At 62.7% G+C, this 25,698-nt stretch carries 21 protein-coding genes; 7 read left to right on the forward strand and 14 right to left on the reverse strand.

Annotated features, from left to right (window positions below; translation table 11 throughout):
* Positions 1–132 precede the first annotated feature (132 nt).
* Positions 133–921 (reverse strand): 3'(2'),5'-bisphosphate nucleotidase, encoded by a 789-nt coding sequence (gene cysQ, locus C0606_03610; GenBank protein ID PLX39696.1) that lies wholly within the window; start codon positions 919–921, stop codon positions 133–135.
* A 279-nt stretch (positions 922–1,200) separates the two neighbouring features.
* On the reverse strand, positions 1,201–2,190 hold the full coding sequence (gene galE / locus C0606_03615; protein ID PLX39594.1) for a UDP-glucose 4-epimerase GalE: 990 nt from the start codon (positions 2,188–2,190) through the stop codon (positions 1,201–1,203).
* A gap of 245 nt (positions 2,191–2,435) precedes the next feature.
* Between galE and galU the strand changes: the two genes are divergently transcribed.
* Together galU and C0606_03625 are read left to right on the forward strand one after the other, a co-directional pair.
* Entirely contained in the window at positions 2,436–3,317 is an 882-nt protein-coding gene (galU, locus tag C0606_03620) for a UTP--glucose-1-phosphate uridylyltransferase (protein PLX39595.1), read from the forward strand.
* Between the two features lie 109 nt (positions 3,318–3,426).
* Positions 3,427–4,443 (forward strand): capsular biosynthesis protein CpsI, encoded by a 1,017-nt coding sequence (locus tag C0606_03625; protein ID PLX39596.1) that lies wholly within the window; start codon positions 3,427–3,429, stop codon positions 4,441–4,443.
* A gap of 36 nt (positions 4,444–4,479) precedes the next feature.
* On the opposite strand, the gene C0606_03630 is transcribed toward C0606_03625, so the two are convergent.
* Positions 4,480–6,573: a 3-hydroxyacyl-CoA dehydrogenase gene (locus C0606_03630; GenBank protein ID PLX39597.1), complete on the reverse strand. Its 2,094-nt coding sequence runs from the start codon at positions 6,571–6,573 to the stop codon at positions 4,480–4,482.
* Positions 6,574–6,758: 185 nt separating this feature from the next.
* Here C0606_03630 and C0606_03635 point away from each other — a divergent pair, with 185 nt between their 5' ends.
* Positions 6,759–7,346, forward strand: a complete 588-nt coding sequence (locus tag C0606_03635) for a hypothetical protein (protein PLX39598.1) — start codon at positions 6,759–6,761, stop codon at positions 7,344–7,346.
* A gap of 89 nt (positions 7,347–7,435) precedes the next feature.
* Here the strand turns inward: C0606_03635 and C0606_03640 are convergent, their stop codons facing one another.
* The 5 genes from C0606_03640 to C0606_03660 all read right to left on the reverse strand — a co-directional run bounded on the left by C0606_03640 (position 7,436) and on the right by C0606_03660 (position 11,531).
* A complete protein-coding gene (locus C0606_03640) occupies positions 7,436–8,578 on the reverse strand; it encodes a tRNA guanosine(34) transglycosylase Tgt (GenBank protein PLX39599.1) in 1,143 nt (380 codons plus the stop codon).
* Positions 8,575–9,663 (reverse strand): tRNA preQ1(34) S-adenosylmethionine ribosyltransferase-isomerase QueA, encoded by a 1,089-nt coding sequence (locus C0606_03645; GenBank protein PLX39600.1) that lies wholly within the window; start codon positions 9,661–9,663, stop codon positions 8,575–8,577. Before C0606_03645 ends, C0606_03640 begins: the two co-directional genes overlap by 4 nt.
* A gap of 71 nt (positions 9,664–9,734) precedes the next feature.
* Positions 9,735–10,211, reverse strand: coding sequence for a peptidylprolyl isomerase (locus C0606_03650; GenBank protein PLX39601.1), 477 nt, complete (start codon positions 10,209–10,211; stop codon positions 9,735–9,737).
* A 66-nt stretch (positions 10,212–10,277) separates the two neighbouring features.
* Positions 10,278–10,748 (reverse strand): peptidylprolyl isomerase, encoded by a 471-nt coding sequence (locus tag C0606_03655; GenBank protein ID PLX39697.1) that lies wholly within the window; start codon positions 10,746–10,748, stop codon positions 10,278–10,280.
* Between the two features lie 285 nt (positions 10,749–11,033).
* Positions 11,034–11,531, reverse strand: coding sequence for a pantetheine-phosphate adenylyltransferase (locus C0606_03660; protein ID PLX39602.1), 498 nt, complete (start codon positions 11,529–11,531; stop codon positions 11,034–11,036).
* 390 nt (positions 11,532–11,921) lie between these two features.
* Here C0606_03660 and C0606_03665 point away from each other — a divergent pair, with 390 nt between their 5' ends.
* Entirely contained in the window at positions 11,922–12,200 is a 279-nt protein-coding gene (locus tag C0606_03665; protein ID PLX39603.1) for a hypothetical protein, read from the forward strand.
* Positions 12,201–12,436: 236 nt separating this feature from the next.
* Complete coding sequence (locus C0606_03670; protein ID PLX39604.1) at positions 12,437–12,754, forward strand: hypothetical protein; 318 nt, start codon at positions 12,437–12,439, stop codon at positions 12,752–12,754.
* 149 nt (positions 12,755–12,903) lie between these two features.
* Here C0606_03670 and C0606_03675 read toward each other — a convergent pair whose 3' ends face one another.
* A complete protein-coding gene (locus tag C0606_03675; GenBank protein ID PLX39605.1) occupies positions 12,904–15,714 on the reverse strand; it encodes a DNA gyrase subunit A in 2,811 nt (936 codons plus the stop codon).
* A gap of 236 nt (positions 15,715–15,950) precedes the next feature.
* Here C0606_03675 and C0606_03680 point away from each other — a divergent pair, with 236 nt between their 5' ends.
* Positions 15,951–16,577 (forward strand): MarC family transcriptional regulator, encoded by a 627-nt coding sequence (locus C0606_03680; protein PLX39606.1) that lies wholly within the window; start codon positions 15,951–15,953, stop codon positions 16,575–16,577.
* Positions 16,578–16,643: 66 nt separating this feature from the next.
* Here the strand turns inward: C0606_03680 and C0606_03685 are convergent, their stop codons facing one another.
* The 3 genes from C0606_03685 to C0606_03695 all read right to left on the reverse strand — a co-directional run bounded on the left by C0606_03685 (position 16,644) and on the right by C0606_03695 (position 21,357).
* The gene (locus tag C0606_03685; protein PLX39607.1) at positions 16,644–19,874 is read right to left on the reverse strand and encodes a multidrug transporter AcrB; all 3,231 of its coding nucleotides are present in this window, start codon (positions 19,872–19,874) and stop codon (positions 16,644–16,646) included.
* The gene (locus tag C0606_03690; GenBank protein ID PLX39608.1) at positions 19,871–20,875 is read right to left on the reverse strand and encodes an efflux transporter periplasmic adaptor subunit; all 1,005 of its coding nucleotides are present in this window, start codon (positions 20,873–20,875) and stop codon (positions 19,871–19,873) included. The genes C0606_03685 and C0606_03690 overlap by 4 nt, the downstream gene beginning before the upstream one ends.
* Before the next feature lie 98 nt (positions 20,876–20,973).
* Positions 20,974–21,357 (reverse strand): hypothetical protein, encoded by a 384-nt coding sequence (locus C0606_03695; GenBank protein PLX39609.1) that lies wholly within the window; start codon positions 21,355–21,357, stop codon positions 20,974–20,976.
* Positions 21,358–21,442: 85 nt separating this feature from the next.
* Here C0606_03695 and C0606_03700 point away from each other — a divergent pair, with 85 nt between their 5' ends.
* Complete coding sequence (locus C0606_03700) at positions 21,443–22,426, forward strand: cation transporter (protein ID PLX39610.1); 984 nt, start codon at positions 21,443–21,445, stop codon at positions 22,424–22,426.
* Positions 22,427–22,444: 18 nt separating this feature from the next.
* On the opposite strand, the gene C0606_03705 is transcribed toward C0606_03700, so the two are convergent.
* Positions 22,445–23,791: a sigma-54-dependent Fis family transcriptional regulator gene (locus C0606_03705; protein ID PLX39611.1), complete on the reverse strand. Its 1,347-nt coding sequence runs from the start codon at positions 23,789–23,791 to the stop codon at positions 22,445–22,447.
* On the reverse strand, positions 23,788–25,692 hold the full coding sequence (locus tag C0606_03710; GenBank protein PLX39612.1) for a histidine kinase: 1,905 nt from the start codon (positions 25,690–25,692) through the stop codon (positions 23,788–23,790). Before C0606_03710 ends, C0606_03705 begins: the two co-directional genes overlap by 4 nt.
* Between the last annotated feature and the right edge of the window lie 6 nt (positions 25,693–25,698).

Below are 25,698 nucleotides of genomic sequence, written 5' to 3' on the forward strand. Positions count from 1 at the left end.
ATCAGACAAGCTCCGCCCCGGCCCGGGTCGGCCAGCACGCCAAATCGGCAACCATGCATTTGCCCGCAACCTGAGGCCCGGTCACGGCGAAGGTATGAAGCGCCGGTCCCGCGTCGTTGCGGCTGTTGCCGCCTATCCTGCGAAAGGATCGACCGGTCCGGCGGCTACAAACCAGGAATTGGCAAAATCCGTATCGTCGGCCTGATTGCGCTTGCCGTACGCAAGCGGCTTTCCGTCCATCGCCAGCACCTTGCCACCCGCACCGCGCAGCACGGCATCGCCCGCTGCGGTGTCCCATTCCATGGTGCGGCCAAGGCGCGGATAGAGATCGGCATCGCCGGCGGCGACACGGCAGAACTTCATCGACGAGCCGGCGGAGACGAGGTCGGCGACCTTGAACTTCTCGACGAATTCCTTCGTCTCGTCCGTCATGTGCGACCGGCTGGCGACGACGACCATGCCGTCTTCCGGCACCTGCCGCACCGAAATCGGCGAAAACGCGACCTTGCCCTCGGTGTCGACACTGCCGCGAACCGCACCCGCTTCGGGCGACGCGGCGTAAACATCATTCTTCGCCGGCGCGTAGACCACACCGGTGCGCGGCACGCCACCCTCGACGAGCGCGATGTTGACCGTGAAGTCACCGTTGCGATTGAGGAATTCCTTGGTGCCATCAAGCGGATCGACGAGGAAGAACCTGTCGCCGATCTCCGGCACCCGCCCCGCAGCAACCGACTCCTCGGCAATCACCGGAATATCCGGCGCAATCACTTTCAGACGCTCCAGGATCAGGGCTTCGGCACGTTCATCCGCCTCCGTCACCGGTGAGCGGTCCGCCTTGTGCGCCACGTCGAAATCCGTCTTGTAGATTTCCATGATCACCGCGCCGGCTTCGAGCGTGATATCGACAAGCTGCTGCAGAAAGGAATCGTTGAGCACCGGACACCTGTAGTCTTTGTTTTCTCAGCGCCGCATGTACCCCATGATGCACCGCAGCGCAAGCAACCCGGCTGACTTTTCCCCTAAAGCATATTCAGTAATGTATTCAAAAATAAGCAGAATTTAATATTCGAATGTAAAGCGACCTGTTGTCTCAACCCTCATTCCAAGTAACATCGACAAAAAAGAAATGGGCGGCATCGAGGACACCGCCCATTCTCGAAGTGCCATTGCCCGAACGGCGAACCGTCCGCGGCCGACCTAGCGGTCGTTGCGCGTGGCGAGATTCTTTTCCCAGGTCAGAGCGTGCAGCACGATCTCCTCGAGATCGTCATGCGCCGGCTGCCAGCCGAGAACGTCGCGGATCTTGTCGGCACGCGCCACCACCTGCGGCGAGTCGCCCGCGCGCCGTGGCCCCATCTGGACCGCGAAATCAATGCCCGACACACGCTTCACCGCGCCGATCACCTGCAGCACCGAGAACCCCTTGCCGTAGCCACAGTTCATCACCGCGCTCTGCTCGGTCTCGCGCAACCGCACCAGCGCCAGCCGATGCGCTTCGACGAGGTCGCTCACATGGATGTAGTCGCGCACGCCGGTGCCGTCCGGCGTCTCGTAGTCGGTGCCGAAGACCGACATATGAGGCCGCTTTCCGAGTGCAGCCTCGCAGGCAACCTTGATGAGATGCGTCGCATTGGCCGTCGACTGGCCGGTGCGGCCCTGCGGGTCGGCGCCGGCCACGTTGAAATAGCGCAACGCCGTGTAACGGAAGTCGTGCGCGGCCGCGACATCGGCGAGCATCATTTCCGTCATCATCTTGGAGGTGCCATACGGCGACAGCGGTGCGAACCGCGCATCCTCGCTGACAGGGTCGCTGCCCGGCTCGCCATAAACGGCGGCCGTCGACGAGAAGATGAAATTCTTCACCCCATTGCGCACGCAGGCCTCGATGAGGGTGCGCGATTTGGCGGTGTTGTTGAGATAGTATTTGAGCGGGTCCGTCACCGACTCCGGCACGATGATCGAGCCCGCGAAGTGCACCACTGCATCGATGCCGCGCGTCGTCATCAGATCGTCGAGCAATGCTTCATCGGCAATATCGCCGACCACGAGTTCGGCCTCCGGCGCGATTGCCCATTTGAACCCGGTCGACAGATCGTCCAGAACCACCACTGATTCACCGGCATCGACAAGCGTCCACACCATGTGGCTACCGATATAGCCGGCCCCACCCGTCACAAGTACAGTCATTTTGGTCACCTGAAATTGGTCGTCTCGATCGTCATGTATAAAGGAACGACCCTAACCGCATCCTTACGAATCGCGGCATTGTCGCTGAAGGGAGTGTAATTGCCCGATTGCGGTATTTTCGCAAATGCGTTACCGCCAAGAACCGCATTTATTGACCCGATTTGGCCGCAAAAAGGCCTCATCGTGTCGTTTAATCCCGGCTGCACACCCACTTCGCCGCACAAGCATCTCTAGAGGTCTCCACGATGGCAAAGAAAATCCGCAAAGCCGTTCTCCCCGTTGCCGGCCTTGGGACGCGTTTCCTACCGGCGACCAAAGCCATGCCGAAGGAAATGCTGACGGTCGTCGACCGGCCGATCATCCAGTACGTGGTCGACGAGGCGCTGGAAGCCGGTATTGAACACATCGTCTTCGTCACCGGCCGCAACAAGAGTGTCATCGCCGACCATTTCGACATCTCCTATGAATTGCAGGACACGCTGACGGAACGCGGCAAGACGGATGCGCTGGAACTGCTGAAGACCTTCCTGCCGAGCGCCGGCCGCACCAGCTTCACCCGCCAGCAATCGCCGCTCGGCCTCGGCCATGCGGTCTGGTGCGCCCACGACATTATCGGTGACGAGCCGTTCGCGGTGCTGCTGCCCGACGTCCTCGTCAAGGCCGAACGCGGTTGCCTGGCGCAGATGATCGACGCCTATGAAAAGACCGGCGGCAACATCATCGCGGTCGAGGAAGTGCCGGAAGATCTGACCTTCCAGTACGGTGTGGTCGACGCCAAGCGCACGGGCAGCGAACGCGTCTTCCCGGTGACCAACATGGTCGAAAAGCCGGCCCCGGGCACCGCCCCGTCGAACCTCATCATCACCGGTCGCTACATCCTGCAACCGGAGATCTTCCCGATCCTCGAAGCACAGGACACGGGCGCCGGCGGTGAGATCCAGCTGACCGACGCCATGCTCGAGCTGATGAAGAAGGATCCGTTCACGGGCGTGCATTTCGAAGGCAAGACCTACGACTGCGGTTCCAAGACCGGCTTCCTTCTGGCCAACGTCGCCTACGCCCTGTCGCGTGAAGACATCGCGCCGAAATTCATGCCGGGACTGCAGAAGATCCTCGACGAGCAATAAGCCTGGCGCCAATCGGGCATAACCGCGCCGGCAACGTCTTGGGCGTCGCCGGCGCCGAACGTTTACGCGCGGCACGCGCCTTTGCGATCGCAACGACAGAGAGACGGCGATGACGAAAACTTATCTGGTGACCGGATCGGCCGGTTTTATCGGCAGCCACGTCGCCGGACGCCTTCTCGATGCGGGCCATCGCGTCGTCGGTCTCGACTGCGTCAACGCCTATTACGATCCGGCACTTAAGGAGGCCCGCCTCGCGCGTCTCGCCGCCCGCGACGGTTTCACCGAAGCCCGCATGGCGCTTGAAGATCGCGACGGCGTCATGGCGCTGTTCGCCGATCACAAGCCTGACGTGGTGATCAACCTCGCCGCCCAGGCCGGCGTCCGCCACAGCCTCGACGCACCGTTCGACTATGTCGACAGCAACGTCACCGGCTTCCTGGCGCTGCTCGAAGCGTGCCGCCATCACCCGGTCGAGCATCTGGTCTTTGCCTCGACCTCGTCGGTCTATGGCCTCAACACCGCGATGCCGTTCTCCGAGCATGGCCCGGTTGGCCATCCGGTATCGCTCTATGCCGCGACCAAGCGCGCCAACGAGCTGATGGCCCATTGCTACGGCCACCTGTTCGGCGTGCCGGCGACGGGTCTGCGCTTCTTCACCGTCTATGGTCCCTGGGGCCGCCCGGACATGGCGCTGTTCAAGTTCACCAAGGCGATGCTCGCCGGCGAGCCGATCGACATCTACAACCACGGCCGCATGAAGCGCGACTTCACCTATATCGACGACATCGCCGAATCCGTCGTGCGGCTGTGCGACAAGACACCGAGCGCGAACCCTGACTGGAACGGCGATACGCCGGACCCGGCGTCGAGCGGCACCGCGCCCTACCGCATCTTCAACATCGGCAATTCGGCCCCTGTCGATCTGATGGCTTATATCGAGGCGCTGGAGGAAGCTCTCGGCATTGAGGCGATCCGCAACTTCATGCCGATGCAGCCGGGCGACGTCGCCGCAACCTGGGCCGATACCAGCGATCTCGAGCAAACCATCGCGTTCCGCCCGTCGACATCGGTCAAGGACGGCGTTGCGGCTTTCGTTGCCTGGTATCGCGACTACTACAAGGTCTGAGCGCGAGACCGGCGACCACGGCCGCCACAAGCGGGATCAGCCGCGCTCCTTCGACCAGTCGGTGAAACTCTTCCCCGATGTCGCAAGCTCGACCAGCAGCGGCGCCGGCTTCCAGCCGAAGCCACCAGCCGCGCACATCTCCTCCACTTCGGCGAGAATGCTCGGCAACCCGACAAGATCGGCCTCGAACATCGGTCCGCCACGCCACGCCGGATAGCCGTAGCCGTGGATCATGACCATGTCGACGTCGAGCGTTCTCATCGCGATCCCTTCTTCAAGGATCTTCGCCCCCTCATTGACCATGGTCGCGCGCATGCGCGCCTGGATCTCCTCCGCCGTGAAGTTTCTCGGCGCTATGCCTTTTTCGGCACGGGCAGCCTCGATCAAAGACGTCACGATCCGGTCGGGCGCCGCCTTGCCGGACGAATAGTCGTACCAGCCGGCGCCGGACTTGCGGCCCAGCCGCCCCGCCTCGCACAGCGTGTCGGGAACGCCGACATAGCGCGCCCGCGGGTCGCGCGTCGGCGCGAGACGCTTGCGCTGCGCCCATGCGATATCGAGACCGGACAGGTCGTAGACCGCGAACGGCCCCATCGGGAACCCGAACGCAGTTATCGCCGCATCGATATCCTGCGGCAACGCGCCGTCCTCGAGCAGGAATTCGGCCTGCCGCCGCCACGCCGCCCAGATGCGGTTGCCGATGAAGCCGTCGCAAACGCCTGCGACGACGGCGACCTTCTTCATCTTGCGGCCGACCACGAGCGCCGTCAGCAACGTATCGTCGCTGGTCGCCTCGCCCCCCACCACTTCGAGCAGTTTCATGACATTCGCGGGCGAAAAGAAATGCATGCCGCATATATTTTCGGGATGCGCCGAAACCCGCGCGATTTCATTGATATCGAGGTAGGACGTGTTCGTTGCGATCACGGTGCCTGGCTTCACCACCCGGTCGAGCGCGACAACCAACTCCTTCTTGACGGCCATGTCCTCGAACACGGCTTCAATCACCATATCTGCGTCGCCGAGCGCCTCGTGGCCAACCTCAACGGCAATCCGAGCCATGCGTTCGGCCTTGCCATCGGTACCGAGCCGCCCGCGTTTGACGAGCCCATCGAAGATCCCCTCGATGCGCTCGCGACCACGCGCGGCCGCGTCCTCGCTGGTTTCCACGACCGTAACGTCGAAGCCGGCCTCAACGGCTGCAACCGCGATGCCGGAGCCCATCGTCCCGGCACCGACGACTCCGACCCGCGAAACGGTGTGCCCGACGACATCCTGCTGACCGGGAACCTTGGCAACCCGCCGCTCGCCGAAAAAGACGTGCCGCAATGCCTTCGCCTGATCGGTTCCAAGAAGCTCCAGAAACGCCGCGCGCTCGATCGCCATGGCATCCGCAAACGGCATCGCGGCGGCGTTGAGCACCGACTCAACCGCCTTCGCCGGGGAAAGCTGGCCGCGCGCGCGCGCGCGGATCTTGTTCGCCGCATTTTCGATCGCCTCGGCATCTTCCGCCGGGACCGCACGCGCCGACAGCGGAAGAGGCTTTTCACCGGCAGCGATCCGTTCACGAAGGAAAGCAACGGCACCTTCGACCAGATCGCCGTCGACGACAGCATCAGCCACACCGGTTTCGACCGCCTCCGAAGCCTTCATGCGCCGACCCGACGCGATGATTTCGAGTGCCGCGATGATTCCGATCAGGCGCGGCAGGCGCTGCGTGCCGCCGGCGCCGGGAATAATGCCGAGCGTGACCTCCGGCAATCCGACCTGCGCCGTCGGCGCCATGACCCGCCAGGAACAGCCGAGCGCCATTTCGAGCCCGCCACCGAGCGCGGTTCCATGGATCGCGGCGACCGTCGGCTTGCCGCAACTTTCGAACGCGGCAATGACATCGGGCAGGAACGGCACCATAGGCGGCTTGCCGAATTCGTTGATATCGGCCCCGGCAATGAAGGTTCGTCCGCCGCAATGGAGCACGCCGCCAACGATCTCCGGGTCGACCGCCATCTCGTTGGCCGCGTCGACCAGCCCTGCCCGCACCGCTTGCGACAGGGCATTCACCGGCGGGTTGTCGACTTCAATAAGGGCGATCCCATCCTGCCGTGTGATTCGCACCGGTTTCCCGGTCATGGCGCATCTCCAATTTATTGACCGACCGTTCGGTCGTGTTATTGGCTTATATGCCTAATCTGATCACGACATCAATCCGCCTATTGACGTATCGCAATGCAACATTTCGCCACGTCTAAAGAACAGGCTTGTTCCGCACCGGTTTATCCGATCACGAACTGCAACCGCCTCTTTCCGTAACGCAGATGCGAAACGTCGCCGCCTCGTGCCGGCTGGCCAATGCGCGCCCGCCCGACAATGCTACTCAAACCGTCTTCTTGATGTTCGACGAACGTGGTATAAGTATTTCTACGTTCGCCCTGATGAACGTGGGAACCGGAGATACGACCATGGACCCGATTAAGATTGCAGGTTTGGGAGTCATTTTGGTTCTTGTCGCCTTCGCTGGCGTGGTGACAGATCGCTTCCTGCCGAAGTTCAGCAGCAAGGACGCGGACGCGATCCGCGACACCATCACTCGCCAGCTGGGCGCGTTTCTGACCGACGATGCGGCCATGGCGTTTGCCCATGCCGCGCCGCGTATCCGCTACAAATATCGCACCGGCAACGCCTATCTCGATGCCGTGCGCAAGGCCTATCAGCCGATCTATCGCCCCGAGACATTCAGCTTCGGCGAACTGGTGAAGGCGCATACCGGCCCAACCCAGACGGTCCACCTCAAGGGCCCGAAGGGCAACGAATGGGTCGCGTACTATTTCATGGAAGAGCAGCCGGACAAGGCCTGGAAGGTCGCCGGCTTCCACCTGCGCGAGGTCGAAGGTCAGGAAGTCTGATCCTCGCGGCATCCATCATGACAAACGGCGCGTCGGCTTAAACCGGCGCGCCGTTTTCGTTGGCAGGTGCAGATGTGATTTGCAGCGGCTCAGAGCGGATCGATATCGCCGCGCGCCCAGTCTTCCTTGAGCTGCGCCCGCGTCTCCTCGAACGTCCCCGCTTCGATCGCTTCGCGCAGGGTCCGCATCAGGCTCTGGTAATAGGCGAGATTGTTCCAGGTCAGCAGCATCGCGCCGAGCGTTTCCTTGGTCCGGACCAGATGGTGCAGATAAGCGCGCGAGTAGTCCCGCGCCGCCGGGCAGTCACTTGCCTCGTCGAGCGGCCGCGGGTCCTCGGCGTGCCGCGCATTGCGGAAGTTGACCTTGCCGAACCGTGTATAGGCAAGCCCGTGGCGCCCGGCTCGCGTCGGCATCACGCAGTCGAACATATCAACGCCGCGCGCCACCGACTCCAGAATATCTTCCGGTGTGCCGACACCCATCAGATAGCGCGGTTTGGTTTCCGGCAGTACCGGCACCGTGACGTTGAGCATCGCCAGCATCACGTCCTGCGGCTCACCGACCGCCAGCCCGCCGATCGAATAGCCCTCGAAATCCATCTCCGCGAGCCGTTGCGCCGATTCCACCCGCAGACGCGGCACGTCGCCGCCCTGCACGATGCCGTAGAGGCCGCGCCCCGCAGCAAGCCCGCCATAGGTCTCGAACGCCGTGCGGGAGCGTTCCGCCCAGCGCAGCGACAAATTCATCGACGCCTCGATGGCCTTCTCGTCCGCCGGCAGCGCGACGCACTCGTCGAGCTGCATCTGGATGTCGGAGCCGAGCAGGTTCTGGATCTCGATCGAGCGTTCCGGCGTCAGCATGTGGCGCGAACCGTCGAGGTGCGACTGGAACTCGACGCCGCGCTCGCTCATCTTTCTGAGCTTGGCCAGAGACATCACCTGGAACCCGCCGGAATCCGTCAGGATCGTGTGCGGCCAGTTCATGAAGTGATGCAAACCGCCGAGCTTCGCGACCCGTTCCGCGCCCGGCCGCAGCATCAAATGATAGACATTGCCGAGAACCACATCGGAGCCAAGTGCGCGCACCTGGTCGGTGTACATCGCCTTCACGGTCGCCTGCGTGCCGACCGGCATGAAAGCCGGCGTCGCGACGTCGCCATGCGGCGTGGTGATCGTTCCGCGCCGGGCTTGCCCGTCACTGGCATGAAGCGAAAAGGCAAAGCGTCCGCTCATGATTGCGGTCCCGGAAACAACAGCGACGCGTCGCCATAGGAATAGAAGCGATAGCCGGTCTCGATTGCGTGCGCATAGGCGCGCTGCATGGTTTCGAGTCCGGAAAAGGCCGACACCAGCATGAACAGCGTCGATTTCGGCAGGTGGAAATTGGTCATCAACACGTCGACGGCGCGGAACCTGTAGCCCGGCGTGATGAAGATCGCCGTGTCGTCGCAGAACGGATGGATGATGCCATCCTCGTCGGCCGCGCTTTCCAGGAGCCGCAGCGACGTGGTGCCGACGGCGACGATGCGCCCGCCGCGCGCCCGCGCCGTGTTCAGCGCTTGCGCCGTTTCCGCATCGATCTCGCCCCATTCGGCATGCATGCGGTGTTCGGCAATATTCTCGACCTTCACCGGCAGGAACGTCCCCGCCCCCACATGCAGCGTCACGAAGCGCCGCTCGACGCCCTTTTCCTCAAGCCGCGCCAGCATCTCCTCGGTGAAGTGCAGACCGGCCGTTGGTGCGGCCACGGCCCCTTCGCGTTCGGCATAGACGGTCTGGTAGTCGCGCTTGTCGTGCTGATCGACCTTGCGCTTCGACGCGATATAAGGCGGCAGCGGCATCACCCCGACGCGCGACAGTTCGATGTCGAGCATCTCACCGCCCCGGTCGAAGCGGTAGTCCACCTCGCCGCCCTCGCCCTTGGCGACGACGGTCGCCATAAGAGCACCGCCATAACAGAAGGTGCAGTCGGCGGCGAAAGCCACCCGGTCGCCGACCTCGAGCTTGCGCGCCGGCTTGGTGAAACCCGACCAGACGTCGTCGCCTTTGCGCTTGTGCAGCGTGACACCGATTTTCGGGGCCGTATCGCCGCGCCCGATCCGTTTGCCCTCAAGCTGCGCCGGGATCACGCGCGTGTTGTTGAAAACGAGCACATCACCCGGTTGCAACAGATCGATCAGATCGCCCACCGAGCGATCGCTGAGTTCCTCGGTTTCGCCCGGGCGCACAACGAGCATGCGCGCGGTATCGCGCGGGCGCGCCGGCCGTAGCGCGATGTTTTCATCCGGCAGATGGAAATCGAACGCGTCGAGTTGCATGGAAACAGGCACCGAAGAAAAAGCCCTCCCGGCCGCAAACGGGCCGGAAGGGCATTTCGCAATCAGACAGATCAGCCGAGGTCGGCGGCGACCTTCAGGCTGACGATCTTGTCCGGGTCGACGACCGGCTCGCCGCGCTTGATCTTGTCGACATTTTCCATGCCTTCGATCACCTGGCCCCAAACCGAATACTGCTTGTCGAGCCAGGGCGCACGATCGAAGCAGATGAAGAACTGGCTGTTGGCCGAGTTCGGCTGCATAGACCGCGCCATCGAGCAGGTGCCGCGGTTGTGCGGCTCAGCGGAGAATTCCGCAGCAAGGTCCGGCTTCGACGAGCCGCCCGTGCCGGTGCCGTGCGGGCAGCCGGTCTGCGCCATGAAGCCCTCGATCACGCGGTGGAAGACGATGCCGTCATAAAAGCCCTCGCGCGCCAGTTCCTTGATGCGCGCGACATGGTTCGGCGCCAGGTCCGGGCGCAGTTCGATGACGATCTTGCCCTGCGTGGTTTCCATCACGAGCGTGTTTTCGGGATCCTTGATATCGGCCAATGGTCCGATCCTTTCGTTAGTCTGTATTCACAGGTTTTCCACAGCCCGTGCAGGGCCTGTCCACAATCACTGAACGTCGGCAGCGACCTTCAGCGAGATGATCTTGTCCGGGTCGACGACCGGCTCGCCGCGCTTGATCTTGTCGACGGCGTCCATGCCTTCGACCACCTGGCCGAAGATCGTGTACTTGCCGTTCAGCCACACGGCGTCATCGAAGCAGATGAAGAACTGCGAGTTGGCGCTGTCCGGATCGCGCGAGCGGGCCATCCCGAGCGTGCCGCGCGTGAAAGACTCGCGCGAGAACTCCGCCTTCAGGTCCGGCTCGTCGGAGCCGCCCATGCCAGTGCCGGTCGGATCGCCGGTCTGCGCCATAAAGCCATCGATCACGCGATGAAAGACGATGCCGTCATAAAAGCCCGCGCGCGTCAGCTTCTTGATCCGCGCCACATGGTTCGGCGCGATGTCCGGGCGCAGCGCGATCACCACGCGGCCATGCTTGGTCTCGAGATAAAGCGTGTTTTCCAGATCCGCGGCCATCGCCGGCGTCACACCCGGCAAACCCGAGCTGCGCTCCGGCGCCTGCTGCGGTCCGCCGGTCATGAACCACAGCGCGATGATCAATATCGCCGCAACAGCCGCCAGCACCGCAGTCCGCATCTTCGTCATGTTCATGGGATTGGTCCCGTCTGGTTTCGGGCGCCCGCGTTCGGCCCTGCCGCACGCCGCGCCGCTGTCGTCAAACTTGCTTGCTGACCGCGCTTCTACGCCACTTTGCCGGCAGAAGAAACCACCGGCGCGCCCGCGCGGTCGACACTCATGAGATCAAGTGGCCTTGCCGAAGCGAGCTTCAAGCCTTTCGGCAACCGTTTCCGGCACGAAAGGACGGATATTGCCGCCCATCTTGGCGATCTGGCGCACCAGCGTGGCGGTGATATGGCGAACCGGCGATGACGCCGGCAGGAAAACAGTGCGAACCGCGGGTGCCATTTCCGCATTCATGCCCGCCATCTGCATTTCGTAGTCGAGGTCGGTGCCGTCGCGTAAGCCCCGGATCATCATCGCCGCGCCATTGTCGCGCGCGGCATCGACCGCGAGTCCGTCGAAGGTCACAGCCGATACCCGAGCCGCCGCACCGAGCGCGTCAGCCGCCTCCATGATCATTGCAGCGCGCTCTTCCGGCAAAAAGATCGGCGTCTTGCCGGGATGAACGCCAATTGCCACGACAACCGTGTCGGCGACATCAAGCGCCTGGGCAAGCACATCGAGGTGCCCATTGGTAAACGGATCGAACGATCCGGTGAACAAAGCGGTGTGCGCCATGGGGTTTCCTTGCAAGCCCTGCGGGAATTCGTTCGCCAAGGTCTAATCGAAGCGGCGCGCGAGGAAAATCCCTCGGCCTGGAAAATATCGCCGCAACGCAGATGCGCATGCCGTTCGGTAAATGATTGTCTGCCAATTCGTTTCGGCGGCCAGACGGACAAGAGACCGGCGCCCGGCATCCCGTAGCGACATCCCGATTGTCGAAAATTTTATCGTTCTCGTTCAATCGCCGGAAACGCTGCCACGAAAAAGCCGCTCGAATTTGAGGAAAACCGCAGGCTTTTAGGACCTTTTTCAACGTCCCCCCCGCATAGTGAACTCATCAAGCCGGCGCACTGCCCGGCGCGAAAAACGGGGCGTTTCACGACGGAAAACGTCGAAACAGGGGGAATGGGTATGAAGAAGTTCCCGGGAATGCGCATCGCGGCGATTGCCGCTCTGACCGCCGCTTCGACGGCAGCCACGCTGGCCTTTGCCGGTGACGTGCAGCCGACGATGGTTCTCGCCAAGGCCGACCGCCTCGAAATTTCGCAGCAGCCGACCAGCCAGCCCGCCGTGCTCGTCACCGGGTCAACGGGCGGCAAGGTGATCTTCATCACCGTTGAAGAACGCGACCCGGCTCGCAACCATTCGACCCTGATCCGCCGCGCCGCGCCAATCTCCGGCTAGGCAGCAGACGGATCCGCCGGCAGCACCGGCGCAACACACACTGAACATTGATGGCTTGAACCACGCGGGCTCGCGTCCGCGCGCGGGAGAGGCTGTCCAAATGGCCAAAAAGGTCGGTTTTTCAAAAGGCGTGCATTTGGTGACGCGCGTCACAACGGAACAAAACCGCTCGCAGTATGTTCAATAACGACAACGGGAAAAAACCGGAGCCAACGAGAAACACGGGAGATTAAGTCATGTTTACGAAACGGATCACCAAGCCTACCGCCCTTTTCCTGTCGCTGACATTCCTCGCTGGAGCGTTCGTGGTCGCTGGATTTACAGCGCCGACCTCTGCGATGGCGACCAAGAAGGCAGATCGGCTGACCGTCGCCACTGATGCGCTGTGCGCTTCGGAAACGTGGCCGTCCGTTTCGCAGGCCTGCCTCCAGTGGACCAATGACAGCGCGTCGACCCGCAATACGGTTCGCGTCGTCACCATCGAAAAGCGCGACGAGGCCAGCAGGACCTCGACGCTGATCAAGACGCCGGTTGCCCTGGTTGCTTCCCGCTAGGCGAACCGGCCAAGAGAAGGAAACGCCTGAGGGTCAGTCCTGCCCGACACCCTTGCCGTGACCAACCTTCATCACGACCTCCCTCGTCTGGCCGGTGCCATCGCACCGGCCATTTTTTTTTGAAAATGCCTAGTCGGGAGGAAGTCGGATCAGGCGTCGTCGCCGCCGGATGGCGGGGTCTCGGGACCGTCGCCCTCACCCGAAGCGCCGTTTTCATCCTCGGCACCGGGTTCGTCAACAATCTCGTCCTCGTCCTGCTCCACATCGCTAAGCCGCTCGACAGAAACGACCTTTTCGTCCGCCGCGGTATGGAACACGCGCACGCCCTGGGTCGAGCGGCCGACGACGGAAATCCCCGAAATCGGGCAGCGGATCAACTGGCCGGCGTCGGTGACGAGCATGATCTGATCGCTGTCCTCGACCGGGAAGGATGCGATGAGCGGCCCGTTGCGGTCGTTGACGACCATCGCCGCGATACCCTTGCCGCCACGTCCGGACGTCCTGTACTCGAAACTCGACGAGCGCTTGCCGAAGCCGTTCTCCGACAGCGTCAGTATAAACTGCTCGCTCGCGCCCATTTCCGCGTAGCGCTCGCTGCCGAGTTCGATCGCGGCGTCGGCGCCGGCTTCCTCGTCGCCATCCTCGACAACGGCTTCGGCATCCGTTTCGCCATTCACCGCGCGCCGCATCTTCAGGTAGGCGTTGCGCTCCGCCGGCGTCGCATCGAAATGGCGCAGGATCGCCATCGAGATCGGCCGGTCGCCATCGCCGAGATTGATACCGCGAACACCCATGGAATCGCGGCTCTGGAATACCCGCACATCGCCGACGGGGAAACGGATGCAGCGTCCGAGCGCCGTCGTGATGATGACGTCGTCGTCCTCGGTACAGGTCTCGACACCGAGGATATCGACCCCTTCATCGAGCTTCATGGCGATCTTGCCGTTCTGGCGTATCCCCGTGAAATCGCTCAACTTGTTGCGCCGTACCGAGCCCGTTGTCGTAGCGAACATGACGTCGAGCGTATCCCAGCTGTCCTCATCCTCGGGCAGCGGCATGATCGTCGTGACACGCTCGTTCGACTGGATCGGCAGGAGATTGACCAGCGCCTTGCCGCGCGCCTGCGGCGCCGCGAGCGGCAGCTGATAGACCTTCTTCTTGTAGGCAATGCCGCGCGAGGTGAAGAACACGACCGGCGTGTGCGTATTGGCGACGAACAGGCGAACGACGAAATCGTCCTCCTTCATCGACATGCCCGAGCGCCCCTTGCCTCCGCGGCGCTGCGCCCGATAGGTCGACAGCGGAACGCGCTTGATGTAGCCGCCATGGGTGACGGTCACCACCATGTCTTCGCGCTGAATGAGGTCTTCGTCCTCGAAATCGCCGAGCGCATCGGAAATCTCGGTCTTGCGCGGGGTGGCAAAAAGCTCGCGGATCTCGGCGAGCTCATTCTTGATGATCTCCTGGATCCGCGCCCGCGAGCGCAGGATTTCCAGATATTCGCGGATTTCGGATGCGAGCTTTTCGAGTTCGTCGCCGATCTCGTCGCGACCGAGCGCCGTCAGCCGTTGCAGGCGCAGATCGAGGATCGCCCGTGCCTGCTCTTCCGACAGACGATAGGTCCCGTCTTCGTCGACCCGATGGCGCGGATCGTCGATCAGCGCGATCAGCGGCGCCACGTCGCTCGCCGGCCAGTGCCGCTCCATCAACTGCGCGCGCGCCGTCGCCGGATCGGGCGCGGTACGGATCAGTTTGATGACTTCGTCGATATTGGCAACCGCGATCGCCAGGCCGACAAGAACATGCGCCCGGTTGCGCGCCTTGTTGAGCAGGAACTTGGTGCGCCGGCTGACAACTTCTTCGCGGAACGCAATGAAGGCAGTCAGCATGTCGCGCAGATTGTGCTGCGACGGACGCCCGCCGTTCAGTGCCACCATGTTGGCGCCAAACGTCGTCTGCAGTGCCGAGAAGCGATAGAGCTGGTTGAGCACGACATCGGCAACCGCATCGCGCTTCAGCTCGATGACAACGCGCATACCGGTGCGGTCGGACTCGTCGCGGATGTCGGAGATGCCTTCGATGCGCTTCTCGCGCACCAGTTCGGCGATCTTCTCGATCATCGACGCCTTGTTCACCTGATACGGAATGGCGTGAACGATCAACGCCTCACGATCCTTGCGCACCATTTCGGTGGTGACCACGCCGCGCATGACGATCGAGCCGCGGCCGGTCTCGTAAGCCGAGCGAATGCCCGAACGGCCGAGGATCATCGCCCCCGTCGGGAAGTCCGGCCCCGGGATGATGTGCATCAGCTCTTCGAGCGGCAGCGCCGGATCATTGATCAGCGCCACGGTACCGTCGATCACCTCGCCGAGATTGTGCGGCGGGATATTGGTCGCCATGCCGACCGCGATGCCGCCGCCACCATTGACCAACAGATTGGGGAAGCGCGCCGGCATGACCGTCGGCTCGCTTTCCGAATTGTCATAGTTCTCCTGAAAATCGACCGTATCCTTGTCCAGGTCGAACAGAAGGCTGTGTGCCGGCCGCGCCAGACGAACTTCCGTATAACGCATGGCAGCCGGCGGATCGCCGTCGACCGAGCCGAAATTGCCCTGCCCGTCGACAAGCGGCAGGCGCATGGAAAAGTCCTGCGCCATACGCACCAGCGCGTCATAGACGGCCTGGTCGCCATGCGGATGATATTTACCGATAACGTCGCCGACCACGCGGGCCGACTTGCGATACGGCTTGTTCCACTCATAGCCGTTCTCGTGCATCGAATAGAGGATGCGGCGATGCACAGGTTTGAGGCCGTCGCGAACGTCGGGCAACGCGCGGGACACGATCACGCTCATGGCGTAATCGAGATACGACCGCTTCATCTCGTCAGTGATCGAGATCGGTCTGATATCCTGCGGCAGGGGTTCGTGTGGCGGCGTCTTTTTGTCGTCCGACAAGGGGCTTCTCTTCGGCTCTTTCGTGGTCCGCTTCTTATAGCCGATTCACCCGGCCAAAGCCAATTCGCCGCACCTCGCGAAGACATTGTTTTTATTTCGGTTTTTCAACGCGTTATCGACAGTTCTCCAAACCGTCCACAAGGCTTTGCCGGCAATGCGCCGACGACACCGCGGTTGCACCCGACTCACGACCTGATAGGCTCGCCCTTCGGCATCGCGCCAGGCTGCGGGGACCCATGGAAATCGACTACTTCGTCAACGCCTTCACGACCCTGTTCGTGACCATCGACCCGATCGGTCTGGCACCGATCTTTCTGGCCGTCACCGCCGGCGCACGCTCCGAGGCGCGCCGCGCCATCGCCTATCGCGCCTGCCTGATCGCATTCGGAATTCTTGTTACCTTCACGCTGGTCGGCAATCCGCTGCTTTCGGTTCTCGGCATCTCGATCCCCGCGTTCCGCATCGCGGGCGGCCTGCTGCTGTTCTGGACCGCCTTTGAAATGGTGTTCGAGAAGCGTCAGCAGAGAAAGACGGAGACAGCCGAAAAAGCTGTCGAGGAGGAAACCCATGCCGACCTCGCGGTCTTCCCGCTCGCCATTCCGCTGATCTCGGGTCCGGGATCGATTTCGGCCGCCCTGCTGCTCGCCACCAAAGCGCCGAACTGGCTGGTCCTTGCCGGCCTGATCGGAATCATTGCCGTTCTGATCTCTATGGTGCTCGTCGTCTTCCTGCTCGCTAGCAGCATCCACCGACACATCACCGCGACCGCGCAGGCCGTCCTGACCCGCCTGCTCGGCGTGTTACTCGCAGCCCTCGCCGTGCAGTTCGTCGCCGAAGGCGTCAAGGCATTCGGCGCGCTGTAAAGAAAACCCGGCCGGGATGCCTCCCGACCGGGTTTCCTGTTTTTCCAGCGCCGGGCAAGCCGAACGCTATTTGGCGTCTTCAGCCGTCCAGCCGAACTTCTTCTTGTCATCACGCAGCGCGATATAGATCGCCGGGATGACCAGCACCGTCAGCAACGTCGACGACACCAGACCGAACAGCAGCGAGATCGCCAGACCCTGGAAGATCGGGTCGAACAGGATCACGGCCGCACCGATCATCGCCGCGACCGCGGTCAGAAGGATCGGCTTGAAGCGGATCGAACCGGCCTCGATGAGGATCTCCCGCAAGGTGCGGTCTGGCGCCCGTAGATGATTGATGAAATCGACCAGCAGGATCGAGTTTCGAACGATGATGCCGGCCAGTGCGATGAAGCCAATCATCGACGTCGCCGTGAACGGCGCATTGAACAGCCAGTGGCCGAACATGATGCCGATCAGCGTCAGCGGCACCGGCGTCAGGATCACCAGGGGGATCTTGAACGAGCGGAACTGGGCGACCACCAGAACGTAAATGCCGAGAATCGCGATGGCAAACGCAGCACCCATGTCGCGGAAGGTCACGAACGTCACCTCCCACTCACCATCCCAGAGCATCGCCGGTTTCGACTCGTCCGCCGGCTGACCATGGAACAGGATCTCCGGCTTCGGCAGATTACCCCAGTCGTGGTTTTCCACCCGATCGGCGACCTCCATCATGCCGTAGACCGGCGCCTCGAACGCGCCCGCCAGTTCGGCGGAGATCATTTCCGCATTGCGTCCGTTATGGCGGAAGATCGGATAGGACGTCGGCTCTTCCGAAACCCGCACGACATCGCCGAGCTCGACCACGGAGCGATTGCCCGGCAGGGCATTCGCCGCGACCGGCGTCGACAGAAGCCGCTCGCTGATCTGCAAATCCTTCTTCGGCAGCCGCACCGCGATCTCGACCGGATGACGCCCCTCGCCGCGATGCGAATAGCCAACCGTCACGCCACCGACCAGCTGGGTGATCGTGTCGTAGACGTCCTGCTGTTCCACATTGTGGTACTCGAGGTTGTCCTGATCGATGCGGATGCGTTCGCGAACCGTACGCTCGCCGAAGCTGTCATCGACGTCGACGATGAACGGCACGCCTTCGAAAATCTTGCGCAACTCCGAAGCAACCGCGCGGCGCGTTTCCGCGTCCGGTCCATAGACCTCCGCCAGCAGGGTCGCCAGCACCGGCGGTCCGGGCGGCACTTCCACCACCTTGATTGACGTACCAGGCGGAATATCGAGCCCCTTCAACCGTTCGCGCACATCGAGCGCGATCTCGTGACTGGTCCGCTCGCGTTCGGTCTTCGGCGACAGGTTGAGCTGCAGATCGCCCAATTCCGGATTTTCGCGCAGATAGTAGTGCCGCACCAACCCATTGAAGTTGAACGGTGCCGCCGTGCCGGAATGGGACTGCACCGAAACCAGTTCGGTAAGGTCGGAAAGCCGTTCCGCAGCAAGCGTCAGCACCCGGTCGGTCGCCTCAAGCGACGAACCTTCCGGCAGATCGACGACAACCTGGATTTCCGACTTGTTGTCGAAAGGCAGCAGCTTGACCGTCACGTCCTTGGTGGCAAACAGCATGGTCGATGCGACCGTCCCCGCGCCGACCAGCAGCAGGAATATCCAGGCGCCCGAACGCGTCGACACGATGGGCTTGGCCGCGATCCGGTAGAGCTTGCCGAGCGCCCCGCCATGGCCTCCGCCATGGGCTTCCTCGCCGCCATGATCGCCCGAGCCGAACCGCATCATCAGCCACGGCGTCAGGATCACGGCAACGAAAAACGAGAACAGCATCGCGGCCGACGCATTGGCCGGAATCGGGCTCATATAGGGGCCCATCAGGCCGGACACGAACAGCATCGGCAAAAGCGCGGCAATCACCGTCAGCGTCGCGACGATGGTCGGATTGCCTACTTCGGCAACGGCCTCGATGGCCGCCTGCGCCCGCGAGCGCCCGTCGTGCATGCTCCAGTGTCGGGCGATGTTCTCGATCACCACGATCGCATCGTCGACGAGAATACCAATCGAAAAGATCAGCGCGAAAAGGCTCACCCGGTTGATCGTGTAGCCCATCAGCCAGGACGCCAACAACGTCAGCAGGATGGTGGTCGGAATGACAATGAGGACGACGATGCCCTCGCGCCAGCCAATCACGAGGCCGACGAGAAGCACGATCGAAATCGTGGCGAGCGCCAGATGGAACAAAAGCTCGTTAGCTTTTTCATTCGCCGTCTCGCCGTAGTCGCGGGTGATCTCGACGGTGAGGTCGGCCGGAACCAGACGGTCCTCGAGCATATGAACGCGTTCGAGCACCTCCTCGGCAATGACCACCGCGTTCGCGCCGGCGCGCTTGGCGACCGCCACCTCGACGGCCGGAACGCGGATCATGCCGCCCTTGCCGTCCGACACCATGTGCCAGACGCGATGCTCTTCGGGAACGGAGTCGACGACGACCTTCGCCACGTCGCGGACATAGACCGGACGCCCGTCACGCGCCGTAATCAGAAGGAGTCCGATATCGGGCACGCCGTTCAGCGTCTGCCCGGCGACGATCGGGATGTTGCGGTTCTGGTCGCGCGCATCGCCGGCAACGAAGGACCGGTTCGCCTGTTGCACCTTGCCGACAAGCTGGGCGAGCGTGATGCCGTAAAGCGCCAGGCGCTCCGGGTCCGGCTCGACGCGGATCTGCTTCGCCCGCCCACCGACCAGATAGGTCAGGCCGACATCGGGGAGCTTGGCCACCTCTACGCGCAGCTCCTCGGCGATGCTGCGCAAGCCGACATCGGACCAACGATCCGCCGCCTCTGGCTTCGGCGCCAGCGTCAGGACCACGATGGCAACGTCATCGATGCCGCGCCCGACCACCAGCGGCTCGGGAATACCGACCGGTATCTGGTCCATATTGGCGCGCAGCTTTTCGTGCACGCGCAGGATCGCGTCGTCGGCATTGGTGCCTACATAGAACCGCGCGGTCACCGTCAGCCGGTCGTCGTTGGTCTGCGAATAGACATGCTCGACGCCGTCGATCGCCTTGACGATGGCCTCGAGCGGCTCGGTGATGAGCTTCATCGCGTCGTCGGCCTTGAGGCCATCGGCAGTGACGAAGATATCGACGAGAGGCACCGAAATCTGCGGTTCTTCCTCACGCGGAAGCTGCATCAGCGCGACCAGCCCGACCGCGATCGAGGCCAGCAGGAACAAGGGCGTCAGCGGCGACGAAATGAACGCGCTGGTCAGTCGCCCGGAAAGACCGAGCTTCATGGCTTCACCAGCCGGTCGCCCGCCGCGACGCCCGAGAGAACTTCAATGAACGGCTTGTCGTCATGGCGCACGATCTGGCCGAGCTGCACGACGACGTCGATCGGCTCGCCTTCGCCCCGCTGCAACTTGACGAAATCGGTACCATAGCGGGTGAAGACATAGTCCTCGGGCAACAAAAACGTCGTGCGCGTGCCGGCCGAAACGCGAACCAGGGCCCGTTCCCCGACGAAATAGCTGCCGAGATCGGCGACAGCGGCATCTGCGACCACACGACCGTTCTGCAGTTCCGGATAGACCTGCTGAATTGTGCCGGTGCGCACCTCGGTGTCCTTGTCGAGCTCGCGGTCACCGACGAAGATCACGTCGCCCTCCTTCATGAAGCGGGCGTGGCGCTCCGGCACTTCAAGACGGAGGATATAGCCTTCGGCGGCGATGGTCGCGATGGTCTCACCAGGCAACACCACGCTGCCCGCCGTCACCGGCACGCTGAGCACACGACCGGCCTGCGGCGCGACAACGGCACCTTCGGCGAGCTGCTGCACGACGACGGAGCGCTCGGCCTCGGCCGATTCCATTTTCTTCGAAGCGACCTCGAATGCGGTTGCCAGTGTGTCGAGCCGCGCCTGAGCGATGATGCCGCGGCTCTGCAACTGCTTGCCGCGCTCAAGCTCCGTGCGCGCGTTTTCCACCTCGGCGGCAACCGCACGGATCTGGGCTGCAAGCGCATCGAGCTTCAGCGCCAGCTTGGTATCGCCGACTGTTGCGATCTGCTGCTCGGCGGTCACCGACATGCCTTCATCGACCGTCAGTTCCGCAACCGTGCCGCCAATGCGCGCCCGCGCCGGGATCGTGTCGACACTGCGCACCTCGGCATAAACCGTCTTGGTGTCTTCGATCTCGACCGGCTCAACCGTGAGGGTCTCGGCGGCAAACGCCGCGCCCGACGCACTGCCGGCATACACCACCGCAGCCGCAAAAACTGCTCTCCAAGAAGCTTTCATCGCCCCACTTCCGTCTATCTAGCCATTGCCCGCCGACCGGGAGGTTGGTCGACCATATATTAGAATTTGCTCACATATGGCCGACTTGCCCCGATTTCTCAAGGCTCCAAACGGATAATTCGCTCTTCACCGCCGTAGGCGTGAACGGAATCACGCGCGCGCACGGTCACAGACTCAACACCTTCCGGGATACTTATGCCCGACTTGCTGCGGGTAAACGGCTGTTCCGCGACATGAGGATGCGCCAGCACCCGGGTCGCCAGAACCGTCCCGTCGGGAGCCAGCACTTCCCAGCGGTCGGCATAATGATCCCAGCCGGAATCAGCATGGCGCACCGTAACATGAAACGTCCACGTGCCGTCAGCGCGTTTCGCCGTCTTGACCGCGAGAACGTCGGCCTTTCCGGCCATCGCCGCCGCCGGAACCGATGCCATTGCCAACGCCAGGCCGATACCGAGACAATACCGCACGATCCCGTTCATTTAGCATCCTTTCGGTTGATCCCGCCCGCTAACCTTTTTATTCCATTGGTCACGATATGCGGCTCATATTTACGCGAGGTGCCCGATGGCCCATGGATCGAAGAAGGTGATTTTCGCCGCGCTCGCGGGTAACTCACTGATCGCCGTGACGAAATTCGTCGCCGCCTCCATCACCGGTTCGTCGGCGATGCTGTCCGAGGGCATCCACTCCCTCGTCGACACCGGTAATCAGGGCCTGCTGCTCTACGGCATGAAACGCGCCGCCCGCCCGGCCGACAGGAACCACCCGTTCGGCTATGGCGTCGAGCTCTATTTCTGGGCCTTCGTCGTCGCGATCCTGATCTTCGCCGTCGGCTCCGGCGTGTCGATTTACGAGGGCATCCAGAAGGTGCTGCATCCCCATCCCGTCGAAAGCCCGTATATCGCCTACGGGGTGCTCATTCTGGCGATGATCTTCGAGGCCGGCGCATGGTTCATAGCCTTCAAGGAATTCGCCAACGTCAAGGGAAAGCTCGGCTACCTGGAAGCCGTGCGGGTCTCCAAGGACCCCACCGTCTTCACCGTCCTGTTCGAGGACACCGCGGCCATGCTCGGCCTGCTCGTTGCCTTTTTCGGCCTCATCGGCACGCAATATCTGGGCCTCCTCTGGCTCGATGGTGCGGCCTCGATCATGATCGGCCTGATCCTGGCTGCGACCGCCGCCCTGCTCGCCTACGAGACCAAGGGCCTGATCATCGGCGAGGCTGCCGACCCCGAAGTGGTCGAGACCATCGAGCGGATCGTCGCCGCGACGCCGACCGTCCGCCATCTCAACGAGCTGCGCACGCTGCATCGCGGCCCGGCCGACATCCTCTTGGCGTTGTCAGTGGATTTCGAGGACTACCTGCCGGCCGGCAAGGTCGAGGAAGCGATCTATTCGATGGAACAGGCGATCCGTGCCCGTTTCCCAACCATCAGCAATGTCTTCATCGAGGTTCAGGCCAAACGCCACCACGAGCTGCTCGCGGAAGAAACCGGCAACGGCCTCGTCGACGAGCCTGACGCGGCGCCCGAAACACCCTCCGCCTGAAACGGGGGCCTACCCCGCCTATTTCAGGCCGTAGCGCTTCACCAGCCGGTAGACGTTGCGCTCGCTGATGCCGAGCGACTCGGCGATCTGCATGCGGTGGCCGCCATACTTGCGATAGAGATTGAGGAAGTAGCCGCGCTTGACCTCTTCGAGCGTCGGCTCGGATTCGAACGCCAGCTTGACCGTGAACGACCCCGCAGCCCCGAATGGCCGCGACACCGAAAGCCCGAGATGCTTGGCGGTGATCACCGGCTCCTGGCCGGAGATGATGATCGCCCGCTCGATCACGTTGCGCAGCTCACGCACGTTGCCCGGCCAGTCGTAGGCGAGCAGCGCGCGCTCGGCGTCCGGTGCAATCTCTTTCGAGATGCGCCGCGAGAAATCGTGATTGGCAAGAAAATGCCGGGCCAGTTCCGGAATATCGTCACGCCGTGACCGCAGCGGCGGCACATCGATCACGAAGGCGCTCAGACGGTAGAACAGGTCCGGCCGGAACTGCCCGTCATTGACGATATCGGTGAGGTCCCGATTGGTCGCCGCAACGACCCTTGTTTCCGCCAGAAGGTCCTTCAGGCCGCCGAAGCGGCGGTAGCGGCCGCTCTCGATGGTACGCAGCAGCTTCGCCTGCATCGAGGTCGAAATCTCGCTGATCTCATCAAGGAACAGCGTGCCGCCATTGGCGGTTTCGATCAGGCCACTCTTGAACGCCGGCGCGCCGGTAAACGCGCCCTCCTCGTGGCCGAACAGCTCGGATTCGAACATCGTCTCCTGCAGCGTGCAGCAATCGAGCGCGACGAAGTTCTTCTCCGCCCGACCGCTGCGATCGTGGATCTCACGCGCCACGAGCTCCTTGCCGACGCCGCTTTCGCCCTGGATCAGCACGGTGGTGTTTTCTTCCGCGACCGCCTCGATCAGCCGTTCGACGCGGGCCAGTTCCTCGCTCGAGCCGATCAGGAACGACTGGCGCCAGGCGCTCTGCCGGGTGCGGTAGAACTGGACACTCTTGCGCAGTTCGACATTGTCGAGCGTTCGCGCGACCGCCAACTCGAGCTCTTCCAGATTGACCGGCTTGACCAGATATTCACTGGCGCCGGCCCGCATCGCCGCAACCGCCTGCTCGATGGAGCCGTAAGCGGTCAGCACGATCAGCGGCGTCTGCGGCACCAGCTTGGCAACCAGTTCAAATCCGTCGGCATCCGGCAGGCGGATATCGAGTAGGATCAGATCCGGCTCCGTCGTTTCCAGAAAGCGTTCCGCTTCGGCCCACGACGCCGCGCCATGGGCTGCGAAATCGAGCATGCCGAGCTGCGAAACAATAAGATGGTTGAGAACCTTGTCGTCCTCGATGACGAGAATTGTCTTCATGTCGTTTCATCCGGCTGCATACCGGGGATCTCGCCCGTACCGGCCTCGGGGAAGCGCAGCGTGAAGGTCGTGCCCACGCCGACCTGGCTGTCGATTGAAATCTTGCCGCGATAGCGGGCGACCACGGCCTTGACGATTGTGAGACCAAGGCCTGTTCCCTGCTCCCGGTCGGCACGCTTGCTGAAGAACGGATCGAAAATATGCGCAAGCGTTTCCGCCGGGATGCCGACACCGGTATCGCCGATCGAAAGCTCGACGAACCCGTCCTCGACATCGCGGGCAATCGTGACCGTGCCGCCATCCGGCATCGCGTGGAACGCGTTCTGTACGAGATTGAGCAGGATCATACGCATCTCGCTCTCTGTCGCGAATATTCGGGCATCCTCGCTGCCAAGCCGCAGGTCGACATCGATCCCGCGCTGCTCGGCCTCATAACGCAAGAGTGACGTCGTATCGTCGATCACCTGCTTCAGCGAAACCAGTTGCAGATGCTTGCTCGGCGGCAGGCTCAACGACAACAGCCGGTTGGTGACCTCGATACATTTGGTGACTTCGCCGTCGACCAGCCGCAGATAGTCGACCGTTTTCTCGGAAAGGCCCGCGTCCTTTTCCGATTGCCGCAGCAGCGCCTGCAAACCAAGACGAACCGAGGAAAGCGGATTGTAGACCTCGTGGGCGATACCGGTCGCGAGCTGGCCCAGTTCGGCAAGCCGCTGTTCCTGCGAGTAACGGACCTGCTGGCCCACATCGCGCATCGCCTCGACGATCAGCACCCGTTCGCGGCCATCGGCATCTCTGCGCACGATCCTGTCCGCCGTCGTCTCGACAATGATCTCCTTGCCGGACGCGTCGATGTGCCGATGCATGTATTTCAGCATCTCACCATCGCCGAGCGCGTGGAACGGGCATGTCTCAAGGGTCGGAATGCACGGCTCGTCACGCCCATGGGCCGCGTAGCAGGGCTGTCCGACCAGGTTTTCGACATCGCTGCGCTGCTGGCCGCGATAGGCGCTGTTGACCATCACGACGTTGTAGTCCTCGTCGATGACCCGAATGCCGTCGGGAATGGCGTCGATCATCGCCTGCAGAAAGCTCTCGCGTTCGCGGATCGCCTTGAGGCTGGATTCCAGCCGCGCCGCCATTTCGTTGAAGCTGGCGCCGAGCTCCGCCAGTTCGTCCTTGCCGGCGATCGACACCCGCGTATCGAGATGTCCATCGGACAGGCTGCGGCTCGCATCGTAAAGACGCGAAATAGGCTGCACCACATCGGCGCGCAGCAACGCGGCCCCGGCCCCGCCGACCAGCAGGATCACGAACAACCCGGAAAAGCCGAGCACGGCAAAAGACGTCAGCGCCTGACGGCGGATACCGCTCGCCGCCTGATCGACCACCAGAACCCCGTTGACCGGATGTTCCGACGCGTCGCCATGGCACTCCTTGCACGGCGCGCGGTTGGGCACCGGCACGATGCTACGCAGGATATCGCCGTCACCGGCCATCGAGATCATCCGCGTCGTCGGCGACAACGCGTTGGGCTCGCCAAGACAGTCGACGCAGTCCTCCTCGACCGCGGCCGTCAGCACCCGCCCGAGATCATGCTCGTGCGAGGCAAAGCGCACCTCCCGGTCGGGATTGACGATCATCACCGAGACGATGTCCGGGCGTTCGCCAAGCCGGCGCACGATATCGCGAAGGCCCGGAAGGTCGCGCTTCAGCATCGCGTTTTCGAGCGACACCCGAAGCAGGCCGTTCACCTCCGACAGCACCTCTCCCTGGGTTCGCAGCATCTGCTGGCGGTAAAGAACAACGAGCAGAACCAGGAATAATATAGACACCCCGCCCAGCACGAGAGAGAGCCGGACGACCAGTTTGCGAGCCAGACTGGTGGCAACCCAAGCCATGATGCG

The sequence above is a fragment of the Hyphomicrobiales bacterium genome (assembly GCA_002869065.1).
GTDB lineage: Bacteria > Pseudomonadota > Alphaproteobacteria > Rhizobiales > Rhodobiaceae > Rhodobium.

Excerpts from the sequence above, each read along its gene's own strand:
- C0606_03625 (PLX39596.1), top strand. The coding sequence starts at position 3,427 with ATGACGAAAACTTATCTGGTGACCGGATCGGCCGGTTTTATCGGCAGC.
- C0606_03645 (PLX39600.1), bottom strand. The coding sequence starts at position 9,663 with ATGCAACTCGACGCGTTCGATTTCCATCTGCCGGATGAAAACATCGCG.
- galE (PLX39594.1), bottom strand. The coding sequence starts at position 2,190 with ATGACTGTACTTGTGACGGGTGGGGCCGGCTATATCGGTAGCCACATG.
- C0606_03640 (PLX39599.1), bottom strand. The coding sequence starts at position 8,578 with ATGAGCGGACGCTTTGCCTTTTCGCTTCATGCCAGTGACGGGCAAGCC.
- C0606_03680 (PLX39606.1), top strand. The coding sequence starts at position 15,951 with ATGGAAATCGACTACTTCGTCAACGCCTTCACGACCCTGTTCGTGACC.
- C0606_03710 (PLX39612.1), bottom strand. The coding sequence starts at position 25,692 with ATGGCTTGGGTTGCCACCAGTCTGGCTCGCAAACTGGTCGTCCGGCTC.
- C0606_03655 (PLX39697.1), bottom strand. The coding sequence starts at position 10,748 with ATGGCCGCGGATCTGGAAAACACGCTTTATCTCGAGACCAAGCATGGC.
- C0606_03630 (PLX39597.1), bottom strand. The coding sequence starts at position 6,573 with ATGACCGGGAAACCGGTGCGAATCACACGGCAGGATGGGATCGCCCTT.
- C0606_03705 (PLX39611.1), bottom strand. The coding sequence starts at position 23,791 with ATGAAGACAATTCTCGTCATCGAGGACGACAAGGTTCTCAACCATCTT.
- C0606_03670 (PLX39604.1), top strand. The coding sequence starts at position 12,437 with ATGTTTACGAAACGGATCACCAAGCCTACCGCCCTTTTCCTGTCGCTG.
- galU (PLX39595.1), top strand. The coding sequence starts at position 2,436 with ATGGCAAAGAAAATCCGCAAAGCCGTTCTCCCCGTTGCCGGCCTTGGG.
- C0606_03665 (PLX39603.1), top strand. The coding sequence starts at position 11,922 with ATGGGTATGAAGAAGTTCCCGGGAATGCGCATCGCGGCGATTGCCGCT.
- C0606_03690 (PLX39608.1), bottom strand. The coding sequence starts at position 20,875 with ATGAAAGCTTCTTGGAGAGCAGTTTTTGCGGCTGCGGTGGTGTATGCC.
- C0606_03635 (PLX39598.1), top strand. The coding sequence starts at position 6,759 with ATGCGAAACGTCGCCGCCTCGTGCCGGCTGGCCAATGCGCGCCCGCCC.
- C0606_03695 (PLX39609.1), bottom strand. The coding sequence starts at position 21,357 with ATGAACGGGATCGTGCGGTATTGTCTCGGTATCGGCCTGGCGTTGGCA.
- C0606_03660 (PLX39602.1), bottom strand. The coding sequence starts at position 11,531 with ATGGCGCACACCGCTTTGTTCACCGGATCGTTCGATCCGTTTACCAAT.
- C0606_03700 (PLX39610.1), top strand. The coding sequence starts at position 21,443 with ATGGCCCATGGATCGAAGAAGGTGATTTTCGCCGCGCTCGCGGGTAAC.
- C0606_03685 (PLX39607.1), bottom strand. The coding sequence starts at position 19,874 with ATGAAGCTCGGTCTTTCCGGGCGACTGACCAGCGCGTTCATTTCGTCG.